This window comes from Leptolyngbya sp. BL0902, assembly GCF_016403105.1.
Lineage (GTDB): Bacteria > Cyanobacteriota > Cyanobacteriia > Phormidesmidales > Phormidesmidaceae > Nodosilinea.
In genome coordinates this window covers 2,755,928-2,776,095 of sequence record NZ_CP046155.1, presented here as the reverse complement: position 1 = coordinate 2,776,095, position 20,168 = coordinate 2,755,928, and the positions used below count along the sequence as shown (strand labels likewise).

Genomic DNA, 20,168 nt, shown 5'->3' with positions numbered 1-20,168 from the left:
GGGAATCGCTGTTGTCACTATGGCACGGGGATAGAGGCTTTGGACACTCCCTTAGCCTGTCCAGGGGTGCAAGGGGTTGTCAGGGTCGATGAGCAGGGTCATTGGAGGCATAGTCGGGGTCGGGTTTGGGCAACGCCGGGGCGGCAGTGTGCTCCCAGACAAAGAGCCAGTCCTCAAGCTGCTTGAAGATGACGTAGAGGACGGGAACCACCAGCAGACTGAGCACCGTGGCCACCAACAAGCCGCCAAACACGGTGTAGCCCACCGACCAACGGCTGGCGCTGCCCGCCCCCGTGGCAATCAGCAGGGGGAAGAAGCCCACCAGGGAAGAAATGGCGGTCATGATGATGGGGCGAAACCGCTGCTCGGCGGCGCTGATGGCGGCGGGGAAGATGCCCATCCCTTCGCTGCGGGCTTGGTTGGCAAATTCCACAATTAGGATGGCGTTTTTGCTGGCAAGGCCGATCAGCATCACCAGCCCCACCTGGGCATAGACATTCAGGTCTAGCCCGCGCAGGTAGAGGAAGGTGAGCGCCCCCAGGATGGCCAGGGGCACCGTCAGCAGAATGATGATCGGGTCAACGTAGTTTTCGTACTGGGCGGCCAGCACCAAAAACACCACCACAATGCCCAGGCCAAAGATAATCCCCGCCAAGCCACCGGAGGCAATTTCCTCCTTGGCGGTGCCCTGCCATGCCATCCCTACCACGGGCAGAGCGGCCTGGGCGTGGGCCTCGGTCATGGCCTGAATGAGCTGCCCGGTGCTGGCCCCAGGGGCAGGCAAGCCCTCCAGTTTGATTGACCGCAGCAGGTTGAAGTGGTTGATGGTGGCTGGCCCCACCACCTCTTGCTGGCGCACCACTTCTCCCAGGGCCACCATACTGCCCTGGTTGGATCGCACATAGAGATCGTTGATGTGGTTGGGGTTGCTGCGGAAGGGAGCATCGGCCTGCACGTAGACCCGGTAGTTGCGGCCATCAAAGGTAAAGTCGTTGACGTAGCGGGAGCCCAGGTAGGTGCTGAGGGTATTGAGGGCCGCATCCACGTCTACATCCAGCGCCTTCAGCCGATCTCGATCCACATCCAGTTGAATTTGGGGTGAGCTGGCGGTGAACTGAGTGAACACCCCCATGGAGGCGGGGGACTGGTTGGCCAGTCCCATGATTTCGTAGGTGTTGCCCAGAAATTCCGCAATGCTCATTTGGTTGCCACTGCGGTCTTGGAGCTGCATCTCTAAGGCACCCGTGGGGCTAAAGCCAGGAACGGGGGGCGCATTAAAGGCAATCACCATCGCCTCCTGAATGCCCTGGAGAGCGCCGTTGACCTGGGGCAACAGACCCATCACCGAAGACGCTGGCCCCCGCCGCTGATCCCAGGGGGCGAGGGTGGCAAAAAACACTCCTCGGTTGGGGGACGGCCCATCAAAGCCAAAGCCGCTAATCAAAAAGGTGCTCTCGACTTCGGGGAACTGGGAAATAATGGCGTTGGTCTGGGCCATCACCCGCTGGGTATATTCCAGGGAAACCCCGTCGGGAGCCTGCACAATGCCGAGGAAAAAGCCCTGATCCTCCTCCGGCACAAACCCCGTGGGCACCAGGCGCGACATAAACAGGGTGAGAAACAGCCCCGCTACAAAGACCCCCAAAATCCCGTAGCGCAGCCTCAATAAGACCTCCACCACCCGCCGATAGCGCTCCACCGTCCAGCTCAGCCCTCGGTTAAAGCGGTCGAAGGCCCCAGACAGCAGCGGCCCCCCATAGCCCTCCGGTGGGCGAGGCCGCAACAGCAGGGCCGACATGGCCGGAGAAAAGCTGAGGGCATTGAACGTGGACACCAGCACCGTGAAGGCGATGGTGAGGGCGAACTGCTGGTAGATTTTGCCCGTACTGCCGGGGAAGAAGGCCACGGGGATGAACACCGCCATCAACACCAGGGAGGTGGCCACCACGGCTCCAGACAGTTCCCGCATAGCCTCAAGGGCGGCGTGGCGCGGGGTCAGGCCATGGTCAATTTTGGCAGCGATGGCCTCCACAATCACGATGGCATCATCCACTACCAAGCCGGAGGCCAAAATGCAGCCAAACAGCGTCAGGGTATTGATGGAAAAGCCAAAGATCAGCAAAAAGGCCATGGCCCCAATCAACGACACCGGAATGGCGATGGCCGGAATCAGGGTGGCCCGCCAGTCCTGCAAGAAAATAAACAAAATGAGCAGCACCAGCCCCACGGCCAGGGCTAGGGTAATCAGCACCTCCCGCAGCGACACCTTGACAAAGTCGGTGGTGTCAAACACCAATTCGGCCCGCAGCCCAGGGGGAAAGCGGCCTTGCAGTTCCGCCAGCCGATCCCGCACCGCCGTGGCCACCTCCAGGGCGTTGCTCCCCGGCAACTGGTAGACCAGCAGCCCTGCCCCCAGGTTGTCCCCGGTTTTGACGTCAAAGCTATAGCTTTCCGATCCCAGCTCGGCCCGACCCACATCCCCCAGGCGGATAAGGGTGCCATCTTGCCCCACTTGCACCACCAGGTCTTCAAACTCGGAGGCTTCTGCCAATCGACTGGGGAGCCGCACCGTGAGCTGGTAGTCTTGATTGCCCGGTGTGGGGGGTGCGCCAATGGCTCCACCGCCAATTTGCACGTTCTGTTCCCGCAGGGCGTTGATCACATCCTGGGGGGTGAGCCCCTGCCGCGCCAGGGCAGGTGGATCAAGCCAGATGCGCATGGCGTAGCGCCCCGCCCCAAACACTTGGGCATTGCCGACGCCGTTAATCTGCTTGATTTCGTCCAGCACGAACTGATCGACGTAGTTGTTGAGAAACAGGGCGTCGTAGCGGTCGTCGTCGGTAAAAAAGCGGTAGACCAGCAGGATACTGGGGGACTGGGCATCCACCGTGACCCCCAGTTGAGTCACCTCGGTGGGGAGGAGGGGCTCGGCCTTTGACACCCGGTTTTGTACATTGACCTGGGCAATGTCGGGGTTGCGTCCGGGCTGAAACACCACGTTGATGCTGCTCTGCCCGGTGTTGGTGCTGCTGGAGGTAATGTAGTCCATCCCCTGCACCCCGTTGATTTCCCGCTCTAGGACGGTGGTGACGGCGCTTTCCACGGTTTCGGCATCGGCCCCGCTGTAGTTGGCGGATACCTGAATTTGCAGGGGCGCAATTTCCGGCAATTGTTCGATGGGCAGCAGGGGAATAGCCACGGCCCCCACCAGCACAATCAGCAGGGTACAGACGGTCGTAAAGACCGGACGGCGAATGAAGGGCTCGGCCAGGGAAAAGATTGCCATGGAGGTTTAGGAAAAAGGTGGGACGGAGACCGCTACTGGGGCGTTTGAGGCGCAGGGGCCAAGGAGGTGGCAGCGGCAGCTTCAGGGGCGATGGGCACGCCGTCTTGAAGCTTGAGAATGTTGCTGATGATAATGTTCTCCCCAGCCTGAAGCCCGCCTAGCACCTGGTAGCTGTTGCCTTGGATGGAACCAAGGGTAACGGGGCGCTGGCTGGCCACCATCTGGGTTTGGCCGTCTTCCGTGGGGCGATCTTCGGCCACAAACACAAAGTTTTGCCCCGCCAACCGAGACACCGCCACCGTGGGCAGCAACAGCGCTGGAGTTTGGTTCCAGATAATCCGGGCCCGTACCCGCTGGCCATCCCGCAATTGGCCCCCACCGTTGGGGAAACGGGCTTTCACCAGCACCGCCTGGGCGGCCTCGTCTACCTCTGGGGCAATAAAGCTGATATTACCCGTGCCTAGGGGCGATCCGGTAGCCGAATCAATCAACTCGACCGACAGGCCTAGGCGTAGCTGGTTCGCCCGCGTCGTAGGCACCTGAATTCGCAAGAATAGCTCTTGGTTTTGGATGATGGTAGTGATGGTTTCCCCTGCACTGACAAAATCCCCCACCCGCACAGGGACGTCTCCCACAATACCTGCCACAGGAGCCGTCACCTGGGTAAAGCCCAAGGATTCTTGGCTGACGTTGACCTGGGCCTGGGCCTGACTGACGACAGCCTGGGCCTGGGCCAGTTGGGCCTGGGCGGCGCGGAGGTTTTCGGTGGCCTGTCGCTGGGTGGCCTGGGCCACCTCCAGGCGATTGCGTGCCTCATCCAAATTCTGACGGCTGAGAGCCCCCTGACTGGCCAGCCGTTCGGTACGGCTGAAGTCTACCTGGGCTAGTTGCACCTCCGCATTGGCCCGATCTACCTGGGCCTGGGCGGCGTCAATCTGGGCCTGGGCCGCCTGTTGGCCAAACTGCGCCGACTGCACCGCCGCCGCTGCCCCCGCCACCTGGGCCTGGGCCTGGTCGGCTCGAAGCTGGGCAATGGGCTGGCCTGGATTAACCGCTGCCCCCGCTGCCACTAGCACCTGGCTAATCCGCCCCGCCACTTCGGGCCTCAAAATGACCCGCTGCTCGGCCTCTAGGGCACCGATAAACTCAGAGCTTTCTGCTAGAGGAGCCGACTGCAACATCTGCACCTGCACGGGCACGGCAGGGGGAGCCATCATCTGGGGCGTGGGACGGCTACAGGCAACACTGAGCGCTGAGCAGGCCGCTATGGCTCCGGGGATACGCCAGGAAAAATAAGAAGGGACGGAAACCATAGGCTATGGAGGGGAAATGGCACCACCCCATCTTACGGCAGAAACTAAACTGGTGAGTAAAGTCTTAAAAGTAGATGGACTAGACTAGCAATTTTCTTCTAGCACAAGGTTCCCGAAGGCGGCCTATCGACGCACCATGGCCGCAAAGCCGGATGCCTTGAACTGCTTAAGTTGCAAGGGTTCCGGTTGATTGGCCGCTACGGAAATGCGGATTTCAAACTCGCTTTCACCGGGGAGCACTTCGGGAATGCCGCCCAGTCGGGTGCGGTTTTGCATGACGGGATTATCGTCGGCGTCGTAGATGCGGCCAAAAATATCCACGTCCAGCACGGGTTTGCCGGAACGGTTAATCGCCTTCCCGGTAATCAAAAAGCAGTTGGCTTGCTGGATTGACCCCGCCGCCACCATGCCATCGGCATATTCCGGTGGGCAGGGCTTGTAGGCGATATCGCTCAGATCAATGGGCGTCAGGGCTTCGGCGGTCAGTCCCCAACCGCTCAACAGCCAGAGCATCGCTACCAAAACGCCCGTCACAATGCTGCGGAAGACCATTGTTTTCCTCGCCCCTTCAACATAAGCCGCTACTAGGGTAACGCTGTTTTGGGTCATCGGGAAATGGCCGGGAATAGCTACCATGATCGATTACCGCAAGCGGGCGTCGTGATTGGATGTCACGATTCAGACAGGCTAGGGCGACCGATCCAGCCAAGCCACCAAGGCCCGCCGCATAGTGTCTACGGGAACAGGCTGCTGGAGCCACTGCGCTAGGGCAATGGCTCCCTGCTGAACCAGCATTTCTAGGCCGTCCTGGGTGGATAGCCCCCGTTCTGCCGCCAGGGTGAGCAACCGAGTGGGACGAGGGGTATAAATCAGGTCATAGACCAGACCGTGATCGGGAATCAGGGCCAGTTCAGCGGCCTCTAACGGGGTTTGGGCGGCGGTGTGGTGCATCCCAATCGGCGTGGTGTTGATGACCAAATCCGCCTGGGGCAATAGCTGCGGCAACTCATCCCAGCCATGGACAGATAGCGGCGGTTTAAGGGGAGAACTGGCCCAGCTTGCCTCAAAGTCGGCTAATTTAGACCGATTGCGTCCGACCACCTGAACCTTATTCAGCCCTAATTGCCCGCCGCCTGCGACCACCGCCCGCGCCGCGCCGCCATTGCCCAACACCACCGCCCGCGCCGCTGACCAGTCCCGTCCTTGCAGGGGGGCCATAAAGCCCGCCACGTCGGTATTCGTACCCGCCCAGCCCTGTTCCGTGCGCCAGACGGTATTCACCGCCCCCACCGCTTGGGCCTCCGGCGTTACGGTGGCCAAGAGGGGCAAAATCGCCTGCTTGTGGGGAATGGTGATGCTAAATCCCTGCACGCCCACCGCCGCCAAACCCTGCACCGCCGCCGCCAAGTCGTCCGCCTGCACGGGAAACGGCACGTAGACATAGTCCACCCCCAGTTCCGCCAGGGCCGCATTGTGCATCACCGGAGACAGAGAATGGGCCACCGGATCGCCAATAATACCAAGCAGTCGAGTCGTTCCAGTAATCGTCATAGGAATCTGAAAAACAAGAGAATCAGGCGTAGGTAGAATGGCTAAATTAAAATTAATTTTGGCTCTGGGTTTCGACTCCGCTCAACCCTCTGGCTACTTAGCATGGGGGTATTGAGCGAAACTGGATTCCAAATCCCCTTTTTAAGGGGGATTTATGGGGATCGCTAGCGTTGGCCGTTAGTCCCTTCAGGGATAGGTACGCCTCCAACCCTGTCCTCGTACATCAGGACAATTTTATCGACCACCTGATCAATGGTGAGACCATCGGTGATCAGTTCCACAGCATCCTCGGCCTTTTTGAGGGGAGCCACGCGGCGGGTGCTGTCCTTGCGGTCGCGGTCATCAATGGCACGTTCTAGGGCGGCGAGGCTTTCGATGGGCTGCTGCTGGGCTTTGAGATCCTGCTGACGACGGCGCGCCCGTTCCGCCACCGAAGCGGTGAGGAAAATCTTCAGTTCCGCCTGGGGGAAGACCTGGGTGCCAATGTCGCGCCCTTCCATCACCACGCCCCCGGCCACGCCGTACTGTTGCTGTTGCTTCAGCAGCACCTTGCGAACAATGGGCTGGGCGGCAATGGTGGAGACCTGGGCGGTGACGCTGGGCTGGCGGATCAGTTCCGTCACTTCCTCACCGTTGAGCCAAATCCGGCTGGGATAGGCGGCAAAGGCAGGGGCATCCCCAGAGGCGGCAAGTTTGAGGTCGCAGTCCTGCAACAGTTCGGCCACGGCCACCTCGTCCTGGAGGTCTAGCCCTTGCTGAAGCGCCTTCCAGGTAATCGCTCGATACATCGCCCCACTGTCTAAATACAGCAGGCCCAAACGCTTGGCCACCTGACGCGCCACGGTAGACTTCCCGGCTCCGGCGGGGCCGTCAATGGCCACAATGGGCTGGCGGTGGCGCAGCAAAATATTGTCAATCAGCCGAGTTTGGCCCAGATAGGCGGCAATGGCGAGCAGTCCCGTGGATTCGATGCGATCCAAGGGCACCAGGGTTTCGGGATGCACCAGTTCCACATACTGGGGCTGCACCGCTGGCACCTGGCACAGGGTTTGATCGACCGCTGCAATCAGCGCGAGGCTAGAGCGTTCCCCGGCCTTAAACTTTGCCTGAGCCGCCCTCAGCCCCCGATGCAGCACGGTGGCCTCCTCCCGTTCCGCCTCACTCAGGTAGGCGTTGCGGGAACTGAGGGCGAGGCCGCTGTCTTCGCGCACAGTGGGGCAACCAACAATTTGAGTGGGCAGGTTCAGATCTTGGGCAAGGCGCTTGATGATGGCGAACTGCTGGGCGTCCTTGCGGCCAAAGTAGGCCCGATCCGGGCGTATCAAACTCAGCAGCTTTGTCACCACCGTGGCCACCCCCTCAAAATGGCCCGGACGATGGGGGCCGCAGAGCACCGCCATCATCGCCGCCGGAGGCACCACCTGGGTTAACCCTGCCGAGGCTGGGCTATCGCTGCCGTAGAGAACCTGGGGCGTGGGCATAAACACCGCATCCACCCCCACCTGTTCGCAAAGCTGTAGGTCTTGGCTGGGGGTTTGGGGATAGCGGGCCAAATCCTCCCCCGGCGCAAACTGGATGGGATTGAGGAAAATGCTGACCACCACCAGATCGTTCTCCCGCCGCGCCTGCTCCATCAGGCTACGATGCCCTGCATGGAGGCCACCCATGGTTGGCACTAGGCCCACCGTGAGCGCCCCCGTTCGGCCCTGGCGTTTTTGGGCCAAATAACAGGTCAGTCCGTCCACCGTCTTCAGTATTCGCACCACCTGCGCTCTCTCCGTCTTCGCTCCAGTACCGTTTTCGTGGGCCAGCCCTGTGACAGATGAACATCTGGCCACTGTCAGCCAAAGTCCATAGCCTATCAGATTATTGTTGGCCACAGATAGCGGCCTGGATAACCGTCGCCTGTCTACCAAGCCATCAAAAAAGCCCCACGGAGAACCGCAGGGCATCATTGAAAATCAACCTTGAAAATAAAAGAAAAGAGCTAGAGCAGGGCCGAATTTAAGGCGATCCGACCTCACCCCGGCTAGGGATTGGACAACACCTCAATTTGCACTTGGCCTACTCCACTGGCCCGCAGCCCAATTTGGCCCGCCGCTGCGGCAGAGAGGTCAATGATGCGGCCACGGCTGAAGGGGCCACGGTCGTTGATGCGAACGATCACCTGCTGGCCCGTCCGCAGGTTGGTAACGCGCACACGGGTGCCGAAGGGCAGGGTACGGTGAGCCGCCGTCAGGTCGTTTTGGTTAAACACCTCACCGCTGGCGCTGCGCCGACCGTGGAACCCAGGCCCATACCAGGAGGCGGTTCCGGTGAGGGTACTGGTGACAATGCCCACCTGGGGAGCCGCCGGGGCAGGCCGCACGGGTTCAGGCATTCCCTCCACGCGGCTGAGGGCGGGGGCATTGCCCAACAGTCGCCGCATCCGGTTGGCCATTTGCAGCACATCTTCGGCGGGGTTTTGGGTGGTGTCGGGCAGGATGGTTTGATCGTTGACCGTCACCAGCACTTCCTCGTCCCAGGCCACCACAAAGGCTTGTTGATCGGCCAGCCAGCGGGCTTCAATGTTGGCGGGGTCTTCGGTTTCGGCCAAGGCCAGTAGCCGATCCACAATTTCGTTGGCCCGATTTACGGGATCCTGATCGCCCTCCGTGGGGGCACTGTGGGTTTCCTTGGATTCACCCAGGGTAGCGAGTTCATCGCCAACCAAGGTCATCACCGGGATAGAGCGCAGGTAGACCGTAGCTGCCTGGTTGGTATCCAGGGCGTGGGGCAAAATGGCCACTAGGTCTTCAGAAAAGCGTTGACGAGAATTGGAAAGATTGGAACCTGAGACATCGCTCGCCTCGGTGGCGGAGATATCGGCTTCTGGGGCCGTTGTAGCGGACTCGGAAAGACCTGAGGCAGCGGACGCTAGGAAAGAATCAAGTTCAGACTCAGAGGCTCGACGCAGATCGTCGGCGGATTGTGCGTAACTGGGCAACGGTGCTCCAAAGGCGGACAGGATAACGGCAGCCGTTAACCCACCCAATACAGACTGTTTCATATACACCAGAAGAGATCAACAGGGAGGACGGTGCTCAATCCCGGAGCCCATAGGGGCGACAGGACAGGTTTCACAGGACAACCTTGCGGCACGGATCCGTTACAAAGGTTTACTCTCGGCTTTTTGTCGAAACGTAACTTAGCACGAAGATCCTAGGTTGCGAATCCGGGGAAGATCCGTGGGATAAATCTCTGGCGGCAAAAAATACTGGCGGGTGATCCTAACTCAATTTTTGCAACCGCCCATCATATCGGGCTTGAGGCCCTTTCGCCTAGGGGATAAATAATTTTAATTTTCTTATGTGAAATTCATTTCTGATTCTAAAAACTCATCAATAGATCTGTCCAAAATCAGATGAACAGGGTCGAAATCTAGCTCCGCCCTCACCAATGGAGAGCCGATGCAGGATGTGGATAGAGCAAAAATGAGATCTCCTGAGTGATCTTGGCCCTGGTGTGCCCGTATTTTCACGTAGGTTTTAGCCGTCATATTGTCCGCTGCACCCCTATCCACAGCCCTAGGGCTGAGATTGGCCCAGGGCACAGCCTCCGCAAATCACTCTCATTACGCCCTAGAAACGTCCTATAAATAGAAGGCGAATCAACGCACGTATGACAGTGATCAACGACATTTAAGGAAGACGTTCCCGCTATGGATTATCGTGAGGCCGGAGTAGACGTGGTGGCAGGGCGCGACTTTGTGCAGCGCATTCGGGCCATGGTGGAGGGCACCCGTCGCCCAGAAGTCCTCGGAGCCTTGGGGGGCTTTAGCGGCCTGTGCGAAATTCCGGCGGGCTATCGGCAACCCGTGCTGGTGTCGGGCACCGATGGGGTGGGCACCAAGCTCAAAATTGCCCAACTCACCCAGCGCCACGCCACCGTCGGCATCGATCTGGTGGCCATGTGCGTCAACGATATTCTCACCTGCGGGGCCGAGCCGCTCTTTTTCCTGGACTACCTGGCGACGGGCAAACTCGAACCCGAAGCCCTAGCCAACGTGGTCGAAGGCATCACCACGGGCTGCGGGCAGGCGGGCTGTGCCCTATTGGGCGGCGAAACGGCGGAAATGCCCGGATTCTACGCCCCTGGAGAGTACGACCTAGCGGGCTTCTGCGTGGGCGTGGTGGAAAAATCCCAAATCCTCGACGGTAGCCAGGTACAGATTGGCAACCAGGTGATTGGCCTTGCCAGCAGCGGCGTCCACAGTAACGGCTTCAGCCTGGTGCGGAAGGTGGTCAGCGAAGGCCAGCGCCTTGACGGCAGCGGCCAGGGCTACGACTGGGCCGAAATCGTCCCTAGCCTGGGCGACCGCTCCTTGGGCGAAGTCTTCCTCACCCCTACGACGATTTATGTAGAAACCGTACTGGCAGCGCGACGGGAAGGCTTGCCCATCCACGCCATGGCCCACATCACGGGCGGCGGCCTGCCCGAAAACCTGCCCCGCTGCCTTGCCCCCGGCCAAAGCCTGCACCTCACCCCTGGCACCTGGCCCGTGCTGCCCGTGTTTGAGTGGCTGGCGGCGGCGGGTGACGTGCCCCTGCGGGATATGTACCACACCTTTAATATGGGCATCGGCTTTGCGCTGATTGTCCCCGCCGATCAGGCCGATGCCGTGCTCACCTGGCTCACCCAGCACCAAATTGCCGCCTACGCCATCGGTGAAGTTGTCCTCGGTGAAGGCGAAGTGTTAGGGCTACCCGATTAAGCCCCAATCAATCTACAGAGTGCCTCCCGTAGGGGCAAGGTCTCCTTGCCCATCTTCTCCAGGGCGAGTCAGGGTGGGGAAACCTCACCCCTATGGGTTGTGGGAAACCCCACAGTCCTAGGGGCGGCACCTACAATGGAGATGAGATGTCGTTACAAAACTTTATCTCCATAAAAGCGATCCCCGTTTTCGGGTAACGTCCTTATATGAAAGAGTTCCACGCCAGCCAAGCCCTCCATCTGCGGGTGCCCCATGAGGCCATCCCCATCGAGCATTACCTGCGCCAGCCCCAGCGTTTGGTGCAGGCCATCACCGATCCGCGCCACATCGAACCGCGTGAGAATGGCGTGTATCGCCTCAGTTTGCGGCCCCTGCATTTTTTTGGCCTCCATGTGGAACCCACCACCGACCTCAAGGTGTGGGGCTTAGCGGATGGTTCCCTCTGCCTAGAGGCGGTCAACTGCGAAGTGCGCGGCCCCGGCTACCTCAGCCACATCAACGACTCCTTCTCCATGGGCCTCAAGGGCATCCTCAAACCCCATCGCCAAGAACACCACACCGAACTTCGAGGCGAGGCCAATTTGCGGATTCGGCTCGATATGCCGCCGCCGATTAAGTTCATGCCCCACTCGGTGCTCGATGCCACCGGGCGCACCTTCCTCAGCGGCATTTTGATGACGATGAAAAGCCGCATCGAGCACCACCTCGTCCACGACTATCGCGCCTGGGTAGAACACACCACCCAACATTCCCAAGCTCAATCCAGCCTTCTGCAAGGTGGGCTCGCCCAGTAACTAAATCCAGTCAGTCACTGCGTCCGACAAGTCTACTCTCGTTCAAGTTGTTGATTAAACCATTCCAAAAGCTTTGAACTGAGGCGGACTGAGCTGTGTGTCAGAGTCTCAGCGGCTTTAATAGCGTCTGACTGAGATAAAAGACCTGCTTGGTAGGCGATCAAGAGAATACCTAGGGTTCCCTTAACCCGAAAACCCATAGCCTGGGCAATTCTGCGCCCTAATCGCTCATCAATAATGAGCCAGTCGGCGCTGATTTCCTGACCAAGCAAAATAACATCCTGCTCCCCTACATCCAAGCCCATCAGCAAAGCTGGCATCGGGGATGTTAGTGTTGTTTGCTGAATTTTGAGCCAATCAACCCGTTTAACCCGACTACTGCCGGGACGATCACGCCCTTGAGTCACAACTTCCTCGTACACCGACTGCGGAACATAGACCTCAGCAAAGAGTTGAGATAACACATCCAGGTGCCCCGTCAGAGATAGCGCAATGAGTGGAGTTGCGTTAACAACAGCTTTCATTCTTGTTTTTGGGAGGACAACCAAGGGGTAAAATCGGCTTCAGCCGACCAATCCTCCTCTACATAGTCGATGACAGAAAAGCCATGCTCGGATATGAGGCGATAGAAGTCGTAGCGATCACACCCTAAAATCTGGGCAGCAAACCCGCCAGAAATGCGCCCCGTTTCGTACAGTTTGCCCAAGGTGTAGACTAAAACCTTCTGGCGAAAGGAATCTGGCTCTTCACGGAGGGCCACTAAAAGTTCGTTGGGAAACGTGACTTCCACGGCGTTAATAGGGAGACTGTAGCCCTATCCTATCGTCTACTTGTGCCTTCGATCTTCTGCTGGGTAGAGCGTCAGCCCTAGTGATTCCGTTGGCTGGCCAAGGCAAGGCAAATGGAGAGAGGCGCATCGGTTTTGATAGCCTGGGGGTCGCAACTGGGAACGGTGGCTCGATAACCTTGGTGCTGAAGGGCCGCAATTAACTGATCCCGGTTGGGGATATCCATCTGTCCCCGTCGGCCCATTTCCCCTAGGGGATAGTAGTAGGGCGGCAGGGGCACTTCAGCGGCCATGCGGTTCAGCACATTCACCTGGAACGACCAGCCCCAAGTCTGCGCCACAGTGGCCATAGCCTCTAGGGTGGGAACGTGGTGTAAATCGCCTAGCCACATCGGGCCGCTGAGAACGAGGCTGGCACTGTCCTCGGTCTTGTGGGCCGCTAGGTTTTGATGGGGTTGATCCACAGCCAAACCATGACCGTCTAAACCATGACCGCCTAAACCAGGGCAGGTACAGGTAACTCGGCCCAATTTTCGCCAGCCCACGGTTTGAAATTGGCCGCAGGTATGGCAGTAGGCCAGAAATCCGTAGGTGTGGCTGGAGAGGGTGGGGCGTTTTACCAGGCGCACCATGGCGCGGTGGACTTGCCCGGTAAAGAGGGAAAACACGGGCTGAATGCCAAACCCACGGGCGGCAGCGGTTTGGGCGGCGTGGCCAATCAGCAGCCGGAGCCCTTGCTCATGGACGGCGGGGTGGGATCGGGCGGAGGCTCCGTAGATTTTCAGGCTGCGTTCGGGGTCGTGGCCGCTGGTGGAGCGGGCATCGGTGCTGGTCAAATACAACAATCCACCAATCTTGGCCGCCCAGAGGGCATTGCTGGTGTGGGGTGCGGGACTGCCGAAGTTGTCGATATCCACCAGATCATAAAAATCCCGCTCTTGATAGCAGCGAAAGAAAACGGCCTGGGCGTCCTCGTGGGTGATGCGGTAACGGGTGGCGTCAACCTGGGCCAGATTGGTGGTCAGGATGGGGGCGTGATCGGGGTTGCCCTCGTTGGCCCAGACCCAATCGGCCCCGGCTTCAACTAAATATCGCAAAGGCCGCACGCCGCTGCCCGTCATGGCATCCAGCACCCGCAGATGGCCCAGGCGCTGTTTTTCTAAGGCCGCTACGAGGACGGCCAAATCGCGGGCCAGGGCGCTTTGCGGACGGTAGAAGGCGTCCCCCACCGTAAACGTTACCTGGCCTTCCTGCTGCCGTTGGGGCTGGGGTGGCAGCGGTTTTTGCTGGGCAGATTCGGTGGGATTAGACGGAGGATCAAAGGTTTCCCCAGACACCCTAGGCCGCCTCGATAGCCTTAGCCACAGCGGTTTCTAATCCGGCCTTGTCTAATTCTGTAAGCACAAATACTTCCTGGACGGTCTTGCCTTTGCGGGCAATCAGCTTAAACCCACCCCGGATGGGCACCGAGACCTTCACCCGCAGTTCGGGCGAGTGGGCACGGACGTTGGCAATGACCCCAGGGGTGACGGTGCCAATACCGGGTTGATGGAGCAGTTGTTCCAGGATGGGGATCAGGCCCGGTAGATGGGTGGAGTGGTTCCAAACGAGGCGACCGTCCGAGGCTTGTGTCATAAAGGTTGTTCTTATAGAAGGGGAAATGGATAGACGGGGAAATAGGGATGTGGGTATGGGGTGAGCGATGCCACAGGTAGCAGCCCTGCTGCCCAGTCTACAGCAGGTTATGCCTTTTCGAGGGGAGCCATCGTCAGGCCCGCACGGGTGAGCTGGGTGTGGTAAAGTTCCGCCTGTTCGAGGGGGCCAACCCAGACAATCGCCTGCCCTTCGTAGTGGATTTGGTTGGTAAGGTTCCAGGCTTGATCGGCTCCCATACCGGGAATGTATTTCACCAGACATTCCGCCACATGCTGAAAGGTGTTGACGTCGTCGTTGAGGACGATGATTTTGTAGTTGGGGTAGGGTTGGCGGGTGGTCTGGCGGGTTTTCTCAGGGGCAATGGTCGGTGAAGCAGCGGCAGTGGCCGTGGTCAGAACCCAGGTCATAACGGTGAGGGCAAAAATCGCTAGAAAGCAGTGACATCGGATGTGAGTTCTAGTTTATCGAACATTCCGCGCAGAGTCAGGCGGGATCGGAACGACGAGCCGCTCGTTGGAGGGTGATCAGACGTTCGAGGCTAAGGGACACGACCCCCAGTGTTACCAGTACCACCCCCATCCACTGAATGAATTGCAGGGACGATTTCTCTCCGGGTAGCACCACATAGGCCAGCACCGCCGTCACCACGGGGCCACTGGCCGCCACGATGGAAGCCTGGGCGGCCCCCATCAGCTTGACGCCATAGTTATTAAATAGATAGCCCAGCAGGGTGAGGAACCCAAGCATCAGGCCACCCACATATAGGCCCGCCGCGCTGGCAGGCTGGCTAGGCTGAATGCCCACAAAGGATCCGCCAATCAAAATCACGCTAGTGAGCACAAAGACGGTGGAAAACTGCATCAGGCTAACGGGCACCGGGTGGAGGCGTCGAAAACTGAGCTGCATGGCCACCAGGTACAGCGCAAAGGCCACACTAGAGAGCAGCGCGGCCCCCACCCCCCAGGGCGAGACTAGGCTGGTGCTGAGGTCGCTGGAGATGCGCGGCAGAGCCGTGAACACAATGCCCATGGTGATCGCCACCATCACAACCAAGCGGAGGGGCGTGGGTCGATCCCCAAACAGCGCCCAAGCCAGCGGTACCGTGATCAGGGGATACATGAACAGCAGCGTCACGGCTACCCCTGGGCCGATCTCGGAGATGGCCTTGTAGATCAACACCTGGGAGAGGAACAAAAAGCTCCCGCTAGCCACCACCTGCATCAGGGGCCGACGATCAGCCTGGGACAGAACCTGGCCAATTTCTTGGCCAACGGTAGGGCGCAGCCGTTGGGCTACGACTACCATCAGCGGCACCACCACTACCATTCGCAGCCACAACAAGAGGAGGGAATTGGGCAGACTGAGGGGGAAGATAGCCGCCACCGGAATTTGGCCAAACACCTGACCGCCAAAGCCAATCAGCCCAACCAAGACATTGTGAATCGACAAAGCCAGGGTAGACAGGATGACCAAAATCAGTCCAGCCTGAGTCTGGCTGCGGCTGGGAACAGCGGCGGGCGGCGTGGGGTGTCCCGGTGTGGGCGAAGCCTGGGGCAAACGAGGGGGCGAGGGCAAAGCCGCCCCCGCAGGTGGTGCTCCGGCGGTGGGGGATGGCCCAGACCGAGAGCCCTGGGGGGCAACAGGACTATTCCTAGGCGATGCGGGCAGAGGTGAGGTAGGCCGCTGAGGCTGAGGCCAAGGACTAGGGGGACGGCCCCACAGCCCTGGGGTAGGTAGCTCAGGGGTGCGCGGGCTGGGCAGCAGCGCCCCCTCCGCCGGACTCCGACTCGGCATCCGCTGGGGTTGCACCATCTGCCCCTGAAGTTGCTGGCTGAGGCGCGTCACCAGAGCTTCTAGGATCGCCTCTCCCTGCTGCTCCATGCTGTGCATCCGGCTCACCTGCTGGGACAAACTACTCTGGTAGCCTTGCAGGTCTTGCTGGATCGCCTTGAGGGCACTGTGGAGGCTTTGGTCGAGGGCCGATAGACGCTCGCTGGCTTCGGTGAAGGAGGTCAGCGTATCTCCCCCAGTGACCACCCCCGGAGCCAACAGCGATTCGGTGAGGCGAGCCTGGAGGTGCGTAGCTAGGGCCTGGGCCAGCCGTTTGGCCCACACCTGCTGCTGGGCCATCTGCTGCTCACTGAGCAACTGTCCCTGGCTAGCCCGCAAAGCCTGATACTCCGCCTTGAGCTGGGAAAAATCATCCTCCAAGGTCTCAATATCCGCCATCAACCGCTGCTTTCGGGTTTGCAGGTAAGTGATGTCGTCGGCCAACTGAGCGGAGATCTTTTGGCGCAGAGCCTCCAAGTCTTGGCTAAGGCCCCGCATAGCCTCATTGGCCGCCGCCGCCGATAGGAGGGACGGGTCGTTAGGTAGATGATCATTTGGCCCCATGGGATCTGTCTCGAATGCTGCAACCCACCTGACCCCTGAAAGCCCGAGGAACCTAGGTCAACCTGGATGATAGTATTGTGCTCAAAAAACACAAAAAGATCTCATCAAAATCGAGTTCTGCCAGCGCGCCTACCCCAGAAGTCAGGCCAGAGGGGGTTAGTATACGAGGCCATCGGAGGAAGAGGCAAGGGGGGCCAAAGCCTTGTCATTGCTAACCGATCTAAGCCAGCGACCCTACCACCCAGCATAGAGAGCCCCGGTGTAAATCACCTCTGGGCCTGCGTCGGGGTGGGCAGATGAGGTGCCCCCATGGTGAGATGAGGGCAGGCTAGCACCCTCCTGAGACGTAGGTTCATGCGTGGGGGGCGCTGGAGGTGCAGGGGGAGGCTGGGTGATGGCCCCTGGGGGAGGAGCCATCACCGGAGGGGACGTCGGGGGCGGGGCCGTTAACACCGGAGGGGCGCTGGGTAGACCCTCTACCGAGGAGGGCGCAGCTAGAGGGCGCGGCGGCGCGGCGGGGCTGGTTGGCACAGGCAGATCGTCTGCGGGCACGGTTTCAATGCGGGTGGGCAGTACTGAGGGTCGTTCTGTCCTGGGTACTGGAGCCGTTGGGGGCGAAACAGGAGCGGCGGGCTGAGCGGGCGGTGAGGGACGAACGGCGGCGGGGGCAACCCGCTGGGGGGGCACCCCAGGCGTCAAGGGCGAGGCCGGAGGGGTGAGCGATGCAGGCTCCACCGCCAGGGGCAGGGTTGCGGGGCGCGGCGGGGGCGCATAGCGGTGCTGCTCTTGGGCGGTGATGGTGCGCTGCCATTGGATCACAGCGGATTGAGCCTCGTCGTACAGTGATCGTCCTGGCCGAATGGATGAGGCTTCAGCCACCGCCTGGGACAACTTGCCTTCCTCCGCAAGCTGACGAGCCCGGTCGAGGATGGGCTGATCCTCCAAGGTTTGAAGGCGGTTTGTCCACACATAGATCCAGCTCTGGGCCTCCCCTCGCAGGGCGCGGTGGGTGTGAATTTGGCTGGCGCTGGCAATGGCTTGGCGCAGTCCCTCCGGGGTGTTGGTCTTAGCCTGCTGGTGCGCCTGTCTGAGGTAGGGGGCATCCTCCAACCGTTCTAGGGATTGCCGCCAGTGAGCCATCAGGGTTTGGGCCTGAACCCGGCGCGGGTGATCGGCGGGGATCATTTCGGCCTGCTGGATCGCCAGCTTCAGGGTACCGACTTGGTGAATGCCCCCCGGCAGTTGGGCCAGTTGCAGGGTGCCCATGCCTGCCAGGTGGGTGCGCCAAGTGGCCACGCTAGACTGAGCTTGGGGATAGTAGGGACTATCGCTAGGGAGACGATTAGCCAGCAGCATAGCTTGGTAGATGGCCGTCATCTGCTGGGGCGTCACCCGCCAAGGGCCGACGCTGTCGCGAGCCAGTTGACGCGCCTGACTCAGCCAGATCAGCTCTTGGGCCGCCTTGGCCCGGTTGGGGTTGCGAGACACCGACTGACTAATCTGAATAGCCCGATCCAGGTCGGCGTTGTACCACCGCTGAAGCGCCTCCGTCAGCAGCAGATCGCTCCAGCGGTCTAGGTAGGTTTGGGCGGTTTTGTGGGCGATAGTATCGGGGGCCACCTGGCTGACCAGCCCGCTGGCCTCCATCAGCCGATCTGCACCACCGGAGGAAGCCAAGGCCACGGCCCGACGAATTTGGGCGTGGGCCTGTTGCTCCCCCTGGATTTGACGGGCCACGGCCTGTACCTGCTCCTCGCGCCAGTGGGGATGGCTCAGTTCCCCTAGCGCCAACATCTGGGCCGATGCAGCCTGCCAGTCTTGGTTAGCCATGGCCTCTTGGGCCTTAGCCACCAGGGCCGCTCCCACCTCCCATTCTTGGTTCCACTCGGCCAAGAGGTTTTGCCCTAGTGGATAGGCCGCACTCTGGGACGGAATATGGGCAATCAGTCTCTCGGCTTCATCGCGGCGACCCTGACGTAGTTCCTGGGCTGCCGCCGTTACCACCACCGCCGACCAGGCCTCCACCAGGGGATCAATCTCGTGGGATAGCCAATGGTTCGGCCCCCAACTCTGCACCAGGGTAAGCCCCGCCAGCACTGACTCTAAGTCGCCATCCACCGCCGCCATCTCGGCACAGGACAGGGCGGCCCGGTCAGTGGTAATTTGGGCTGGGTCATCGCAGTTCGTCGTGGGGGGCAAATTGACCAACCACAGCAAGGCTCCCACCGCCGCCGCACTGGTGGCCACACAGCTCAGGATCGACAGCAGCAGCCAGCGCCAGAAATGCCCAGAGGCAGGGGGCCGCACCGTCTTGCCGGAGTTCTTGGGCTGGGGTGGATGTTGAATGACCTCAGGAATTGCGAGATAGGCTTCCATCTCCCGTGCAGTCTTGAACGCATCACCGAGGGATCCCCCAAGGCCATCAAAGGGGAGATCTGGAGCCGCCCCCGCCCCCTCAGCCGGGGGCACCGATTGGGATTGGTTCACCATGGCCGTCCTGTACTCCTATGCCCAACACCTCTTTCACTCTATCGAGAACTTCGGAACTAGAACCGGGAAAATTAGGATTTCTTAGCTAGGAATAAAAATCCCGCCGAGGTGATCGGCGGGTGTTGCTGTCCTTTCTGACGTCTCCAAAAACGGAGAAGCCGTAGGAACCTGGAAACAGACGCACCGATTCCATCAGCGGTATTCGTGGAAGCCCGATGGAAACTGGATACAGCGGATTCCGTTCCTTCGCTCACCGGGCTAGGCGGTCTCTAGGACTATTCAGCGGTGGCCAGTTCGGTGCTGCCCCGGCGCTTGCGGCTGGTGAGGCTGTTGAACAGCATTTGACCGATGGCCTTGATCAAGTTGCCCTCTAGCTCCTTAAACATTTCCATGTTCATGCCAAAGGCGTCGTTGGCCTCTTCCACGATGGCGGCAATCATGGCGTCATCCACCGGGGCGGCGTCCATGGATTCGCGGTAGGTGGCCTTGAAGGCTTTTTCGTCAGCGATGTCAGGGAATTCGTAGAAAGCGGTACCTTCGCCGTCATTGAGGTTCATGGCCCGCTGGGCAATGCCCTTGAGGATTTGGCCCCCAGACAGGTCGCCAATGTAGCGGGTGTAGGAGTGGCTCACCAGCAGTTCGGGCTGGGTGTTGCCTACCTCGCGGATGCGGTTGACATAGGCTTGGCCACCGGGGGTCATGGTGATCTGGTCGCGCCAGTTGGAGCCATAGTAGTAGGCGAGGTCGGATTCTAGGGACGCCTTGCGGTGCAGTTCCGGGAAGTAAACGGTAGAGACCACGGGATGATCTTTGTGGCGCTCTAGCTCTTCTTCCATGGCGGCGTAGGCGTAGTAGAAGTTGGCCACCAGCTTGCGGTAGGACTGCTTCTCAACAACACCCCGCAAAAAGCAGCGCACAAACCCCATGTTCTCGGCCATGGTGTGGGCTTTTTTGGTGCCTTCACGCAGTTCGGTGGATAGGTTACTCATGCTAAACGTCTCGCTCTAGGTCTAGGTCTAACCGGAAAACAGGATTCTTAAAATTGGCCCAAGGCTAGGCTCAGGCGGGCAGGGGCCAAGGCGAACAATGGCCCAGAGGTTTCAATCACCATAATTGTTAACTTAGTCTGTTCTGAGAACCGTTT

General features: G+C 60.0%; 16 protein-coding genes. 2 read left to right on the top strand and 14 right to left on the bottom strand.

Translation table 11 applies throughout. From position 1 onward, the window contains the following. Positions 1 to 79 precede the first annotated feature (79 nt). The 6 genes from GFS31_RS12230 to GFS31_RS21000 form a co-directional block, all read right to left on the bottom strand. Positions 80 to 3,286, bottom strand: a complete 3,207-nt coding sequence (locus GFS31_RS12230; RefSeq protein ID WP_198805088.1) for an efflux RND transporter permease subunit — start codon at positions 3,284 to 3,286, stop codon at positions 80 to 82. Between the two features lie 32 nt (positions 3,287 to 3,318). Continuing rightward, on the bottom strand, positions 3,319 to 4,599 hold the full coding sequence (locus GFS31_RS12225; protein WP_198805087.1) for an efflux RND transporter periplasmic adaptor subunit: 1,281 nt from the start codon (positions 4,597 to 4,599) through the stop codon (positions 3,319 to 3,321). A gap of 123 nt (positions 4,600 to 4,722) precedes the next feature. Further along, complete coding sequence (locus GFS31_RS12220; protein WP_317135030.1) at positions 4,723 to 5,235, bottom strand: hypothetical protein; 513 nt, start codon at positions 5,233 to 5,235, stop codon at positions 4,723 to 4,725. A gap of 51 nt (positions 5,236 to 5,286) precedes the next feature. Continuing rightward, positions 5,287 to 6,150, bottom strand: a complete 864-nt coding sequence (locus tag GFS31_RS12215; RefSeq protein ID WP_225907402.1) for a shikimate dehydrogenase — start codon at positions 6,148 to 6,150, stop codon at positions 5,287 to 5,289. Between the two features lie 164 nt (positions 6,151 to 6,314). Then, on the bottom strand, positions 6,315 to 7,916 hold the full coding sequence (locus tag GFS31_RS12210; protein WP_198805086.1) for a bifunctional pantoate--beta-alanine ligase/(d)CMP kinase: 1,602 nt from the start codon (positions 7,914 to 7,916) through the stop codon (positions 6,315 to 6,317). Positions 7,917 to 8,179: 263 nt separating this feature from the next. After that, positions 8,180 to 9,199 carry a septal ring lytic transglycosylase RlpA family protein gene (locus GFS31_RS21000; RefSeq protein ID WP_225907401.1) on the bottom strand — a complete coding sequence of 340 codons (1,020 nt, stop codon included), beginning with the start codon at positions 9,197 to 9,199 and terminating at the stop codon, positions 8,180 to 8,182. A gap of 651 nt (positions 9,200 to 9,850) precedes the next feature. Between GFS31_RS21000 and purM the strand changes: the two genes are divergently transcribed. Continuing rightward, positions 9,851 to 10,903 carry a phosphoribosylformylglycinamidine cyclo-ligase gene (purM, locus tag GFS31_RS12200; RefSeq protein ID WP_198805085.1) on the top strand — a complete coding sequence of 351 codons (1,053 nt, stop codon included), beginning with the start codon at positions 9,851 to 9,853 and terminating at the stop codon, positions 10,901 to 10,903. 206 nt (positions 10,904 to 11,109) lie between these two features. Further along, positions 11,110 to 11,697, top strand: coding sequence for a DUF1997 domain-containing protein (locus GFS31_RS12195; protein WP_198805084.1), 588 nt, complete (start codon positions 11,110 to 11,112; stop codon positions 11,695 to 11,697). 32 nt (positions 11,698 to 11,729) lie between these two features. On the opposite strand, the gene GFS31_RS12190 is transcribed toward GFS31_RS12195, so the two are convergent. The 8 genes from GFS31_RS12190 to GFS31_RS12155 form a co-directional block, all read right to left on the bottom strand. Further along, complete coding sequence (locus GFS31_RS12190; protein ID WP_198805083.1) at positions 11,730 to 12,221, bottom strand: DUF3368 domain-containing protein; 492 nt, start codon at positions 12,219 to 12,221, stop codon at positions 11,730 to 11,732. Further along, the gene (locus GFS31_RS12185) at positions 12,218 to 12,487 is read right to left on the bottom strand and encodes a UPF0175 family protein (RefSeq protein ID WP_198805082.1); all 270 of its coding nucleotides are present in this window, start codon (positions 12,485 to 12,487) and stop codon (positions 12,218 to 12,220) included. The genes GFS31_RS12190 and GFS31_RS12185 overlap by 4 nt, the downstream gene beginning before the upstream one ends. A gap of 77 nt (positions 12,488 to 12,564) precedes the next feature. Continuing rightward, on the bottom strand, positions 12,565 to 13,821 hold the full coding sequence (locus tag GFS31_RS12180) for a tRNA (guanine-N1)-methyltransferase (protein WP_263974830.1): 1,257 nt from the start codon (positions 13,819 to 13,821) through the stop codon (positions 12,565 to 12,567). Position 13,822: 1 nt separating this feature from the next. Then, positions 13,823 to 14,119, bottom strand: coding sequence for a DUF2103 domain-containing protein (locus GFS31_RS12175; RefSeq protein WP_198805081.1), 297 nt, complete (start codon positions 14,117 to 14,119; stop codon positions 13,823 to 13,825). Positions 14,120 to 14,226: 107 nt separating this feature from the next. After that, entirely contained in the window at positions 14,227 to 14,547 is a 321-nt protein-coding gene (clpS, locus tag GFS31_RS12170) for an ATP-dependent Clp protease adapter ClpS (protein WP_198805080.1), read from the bottom strand. A gap of 76 nt (positions 14,548 to 14,623) precedes the next feature. Further along, positions 14,624 to 16,534 (bottom strand): DMT family transporter, encoded by a 1,911-nt coding sequence (locus tag GFS31_RS12165; RefSeq protein WP_225907400.1) that lies wholly within the window; start codon positions 16,532 to 16,534, stop codon positions 14,624 to 14,626. A 234-nt stretch (positions 16,535 to 16,768) separates the two neighbouring features. Continuing rightward, positions 16,769 to 19,024 (bottom strand): hypothetical protein, encoded by a 2,256-nt coding sequence (locus GFS31_RS12160; RefSeq protein WP_198805079.1) that lies wholly within the window; start codon positions 19,022 to 19,024, stop codon positions 16,769 to 16,771. 275 nt (positions 19,025 to 19,299) lie between these two features. After that, on the bottom strand, positions 19,300 to 20,013 hold the full coding sequence (locus GFS31_RS12155; RefSeq protein ID WP_198805078.1) for a heme oxygenase (biliverdin-producing): 714 nt from the start codon (positions 20,011 to 20,013) through the stop codon (positions 19,300 to 19,302). Positions 20,014 to 20,168: the final 155 nt, after the last annotated feature.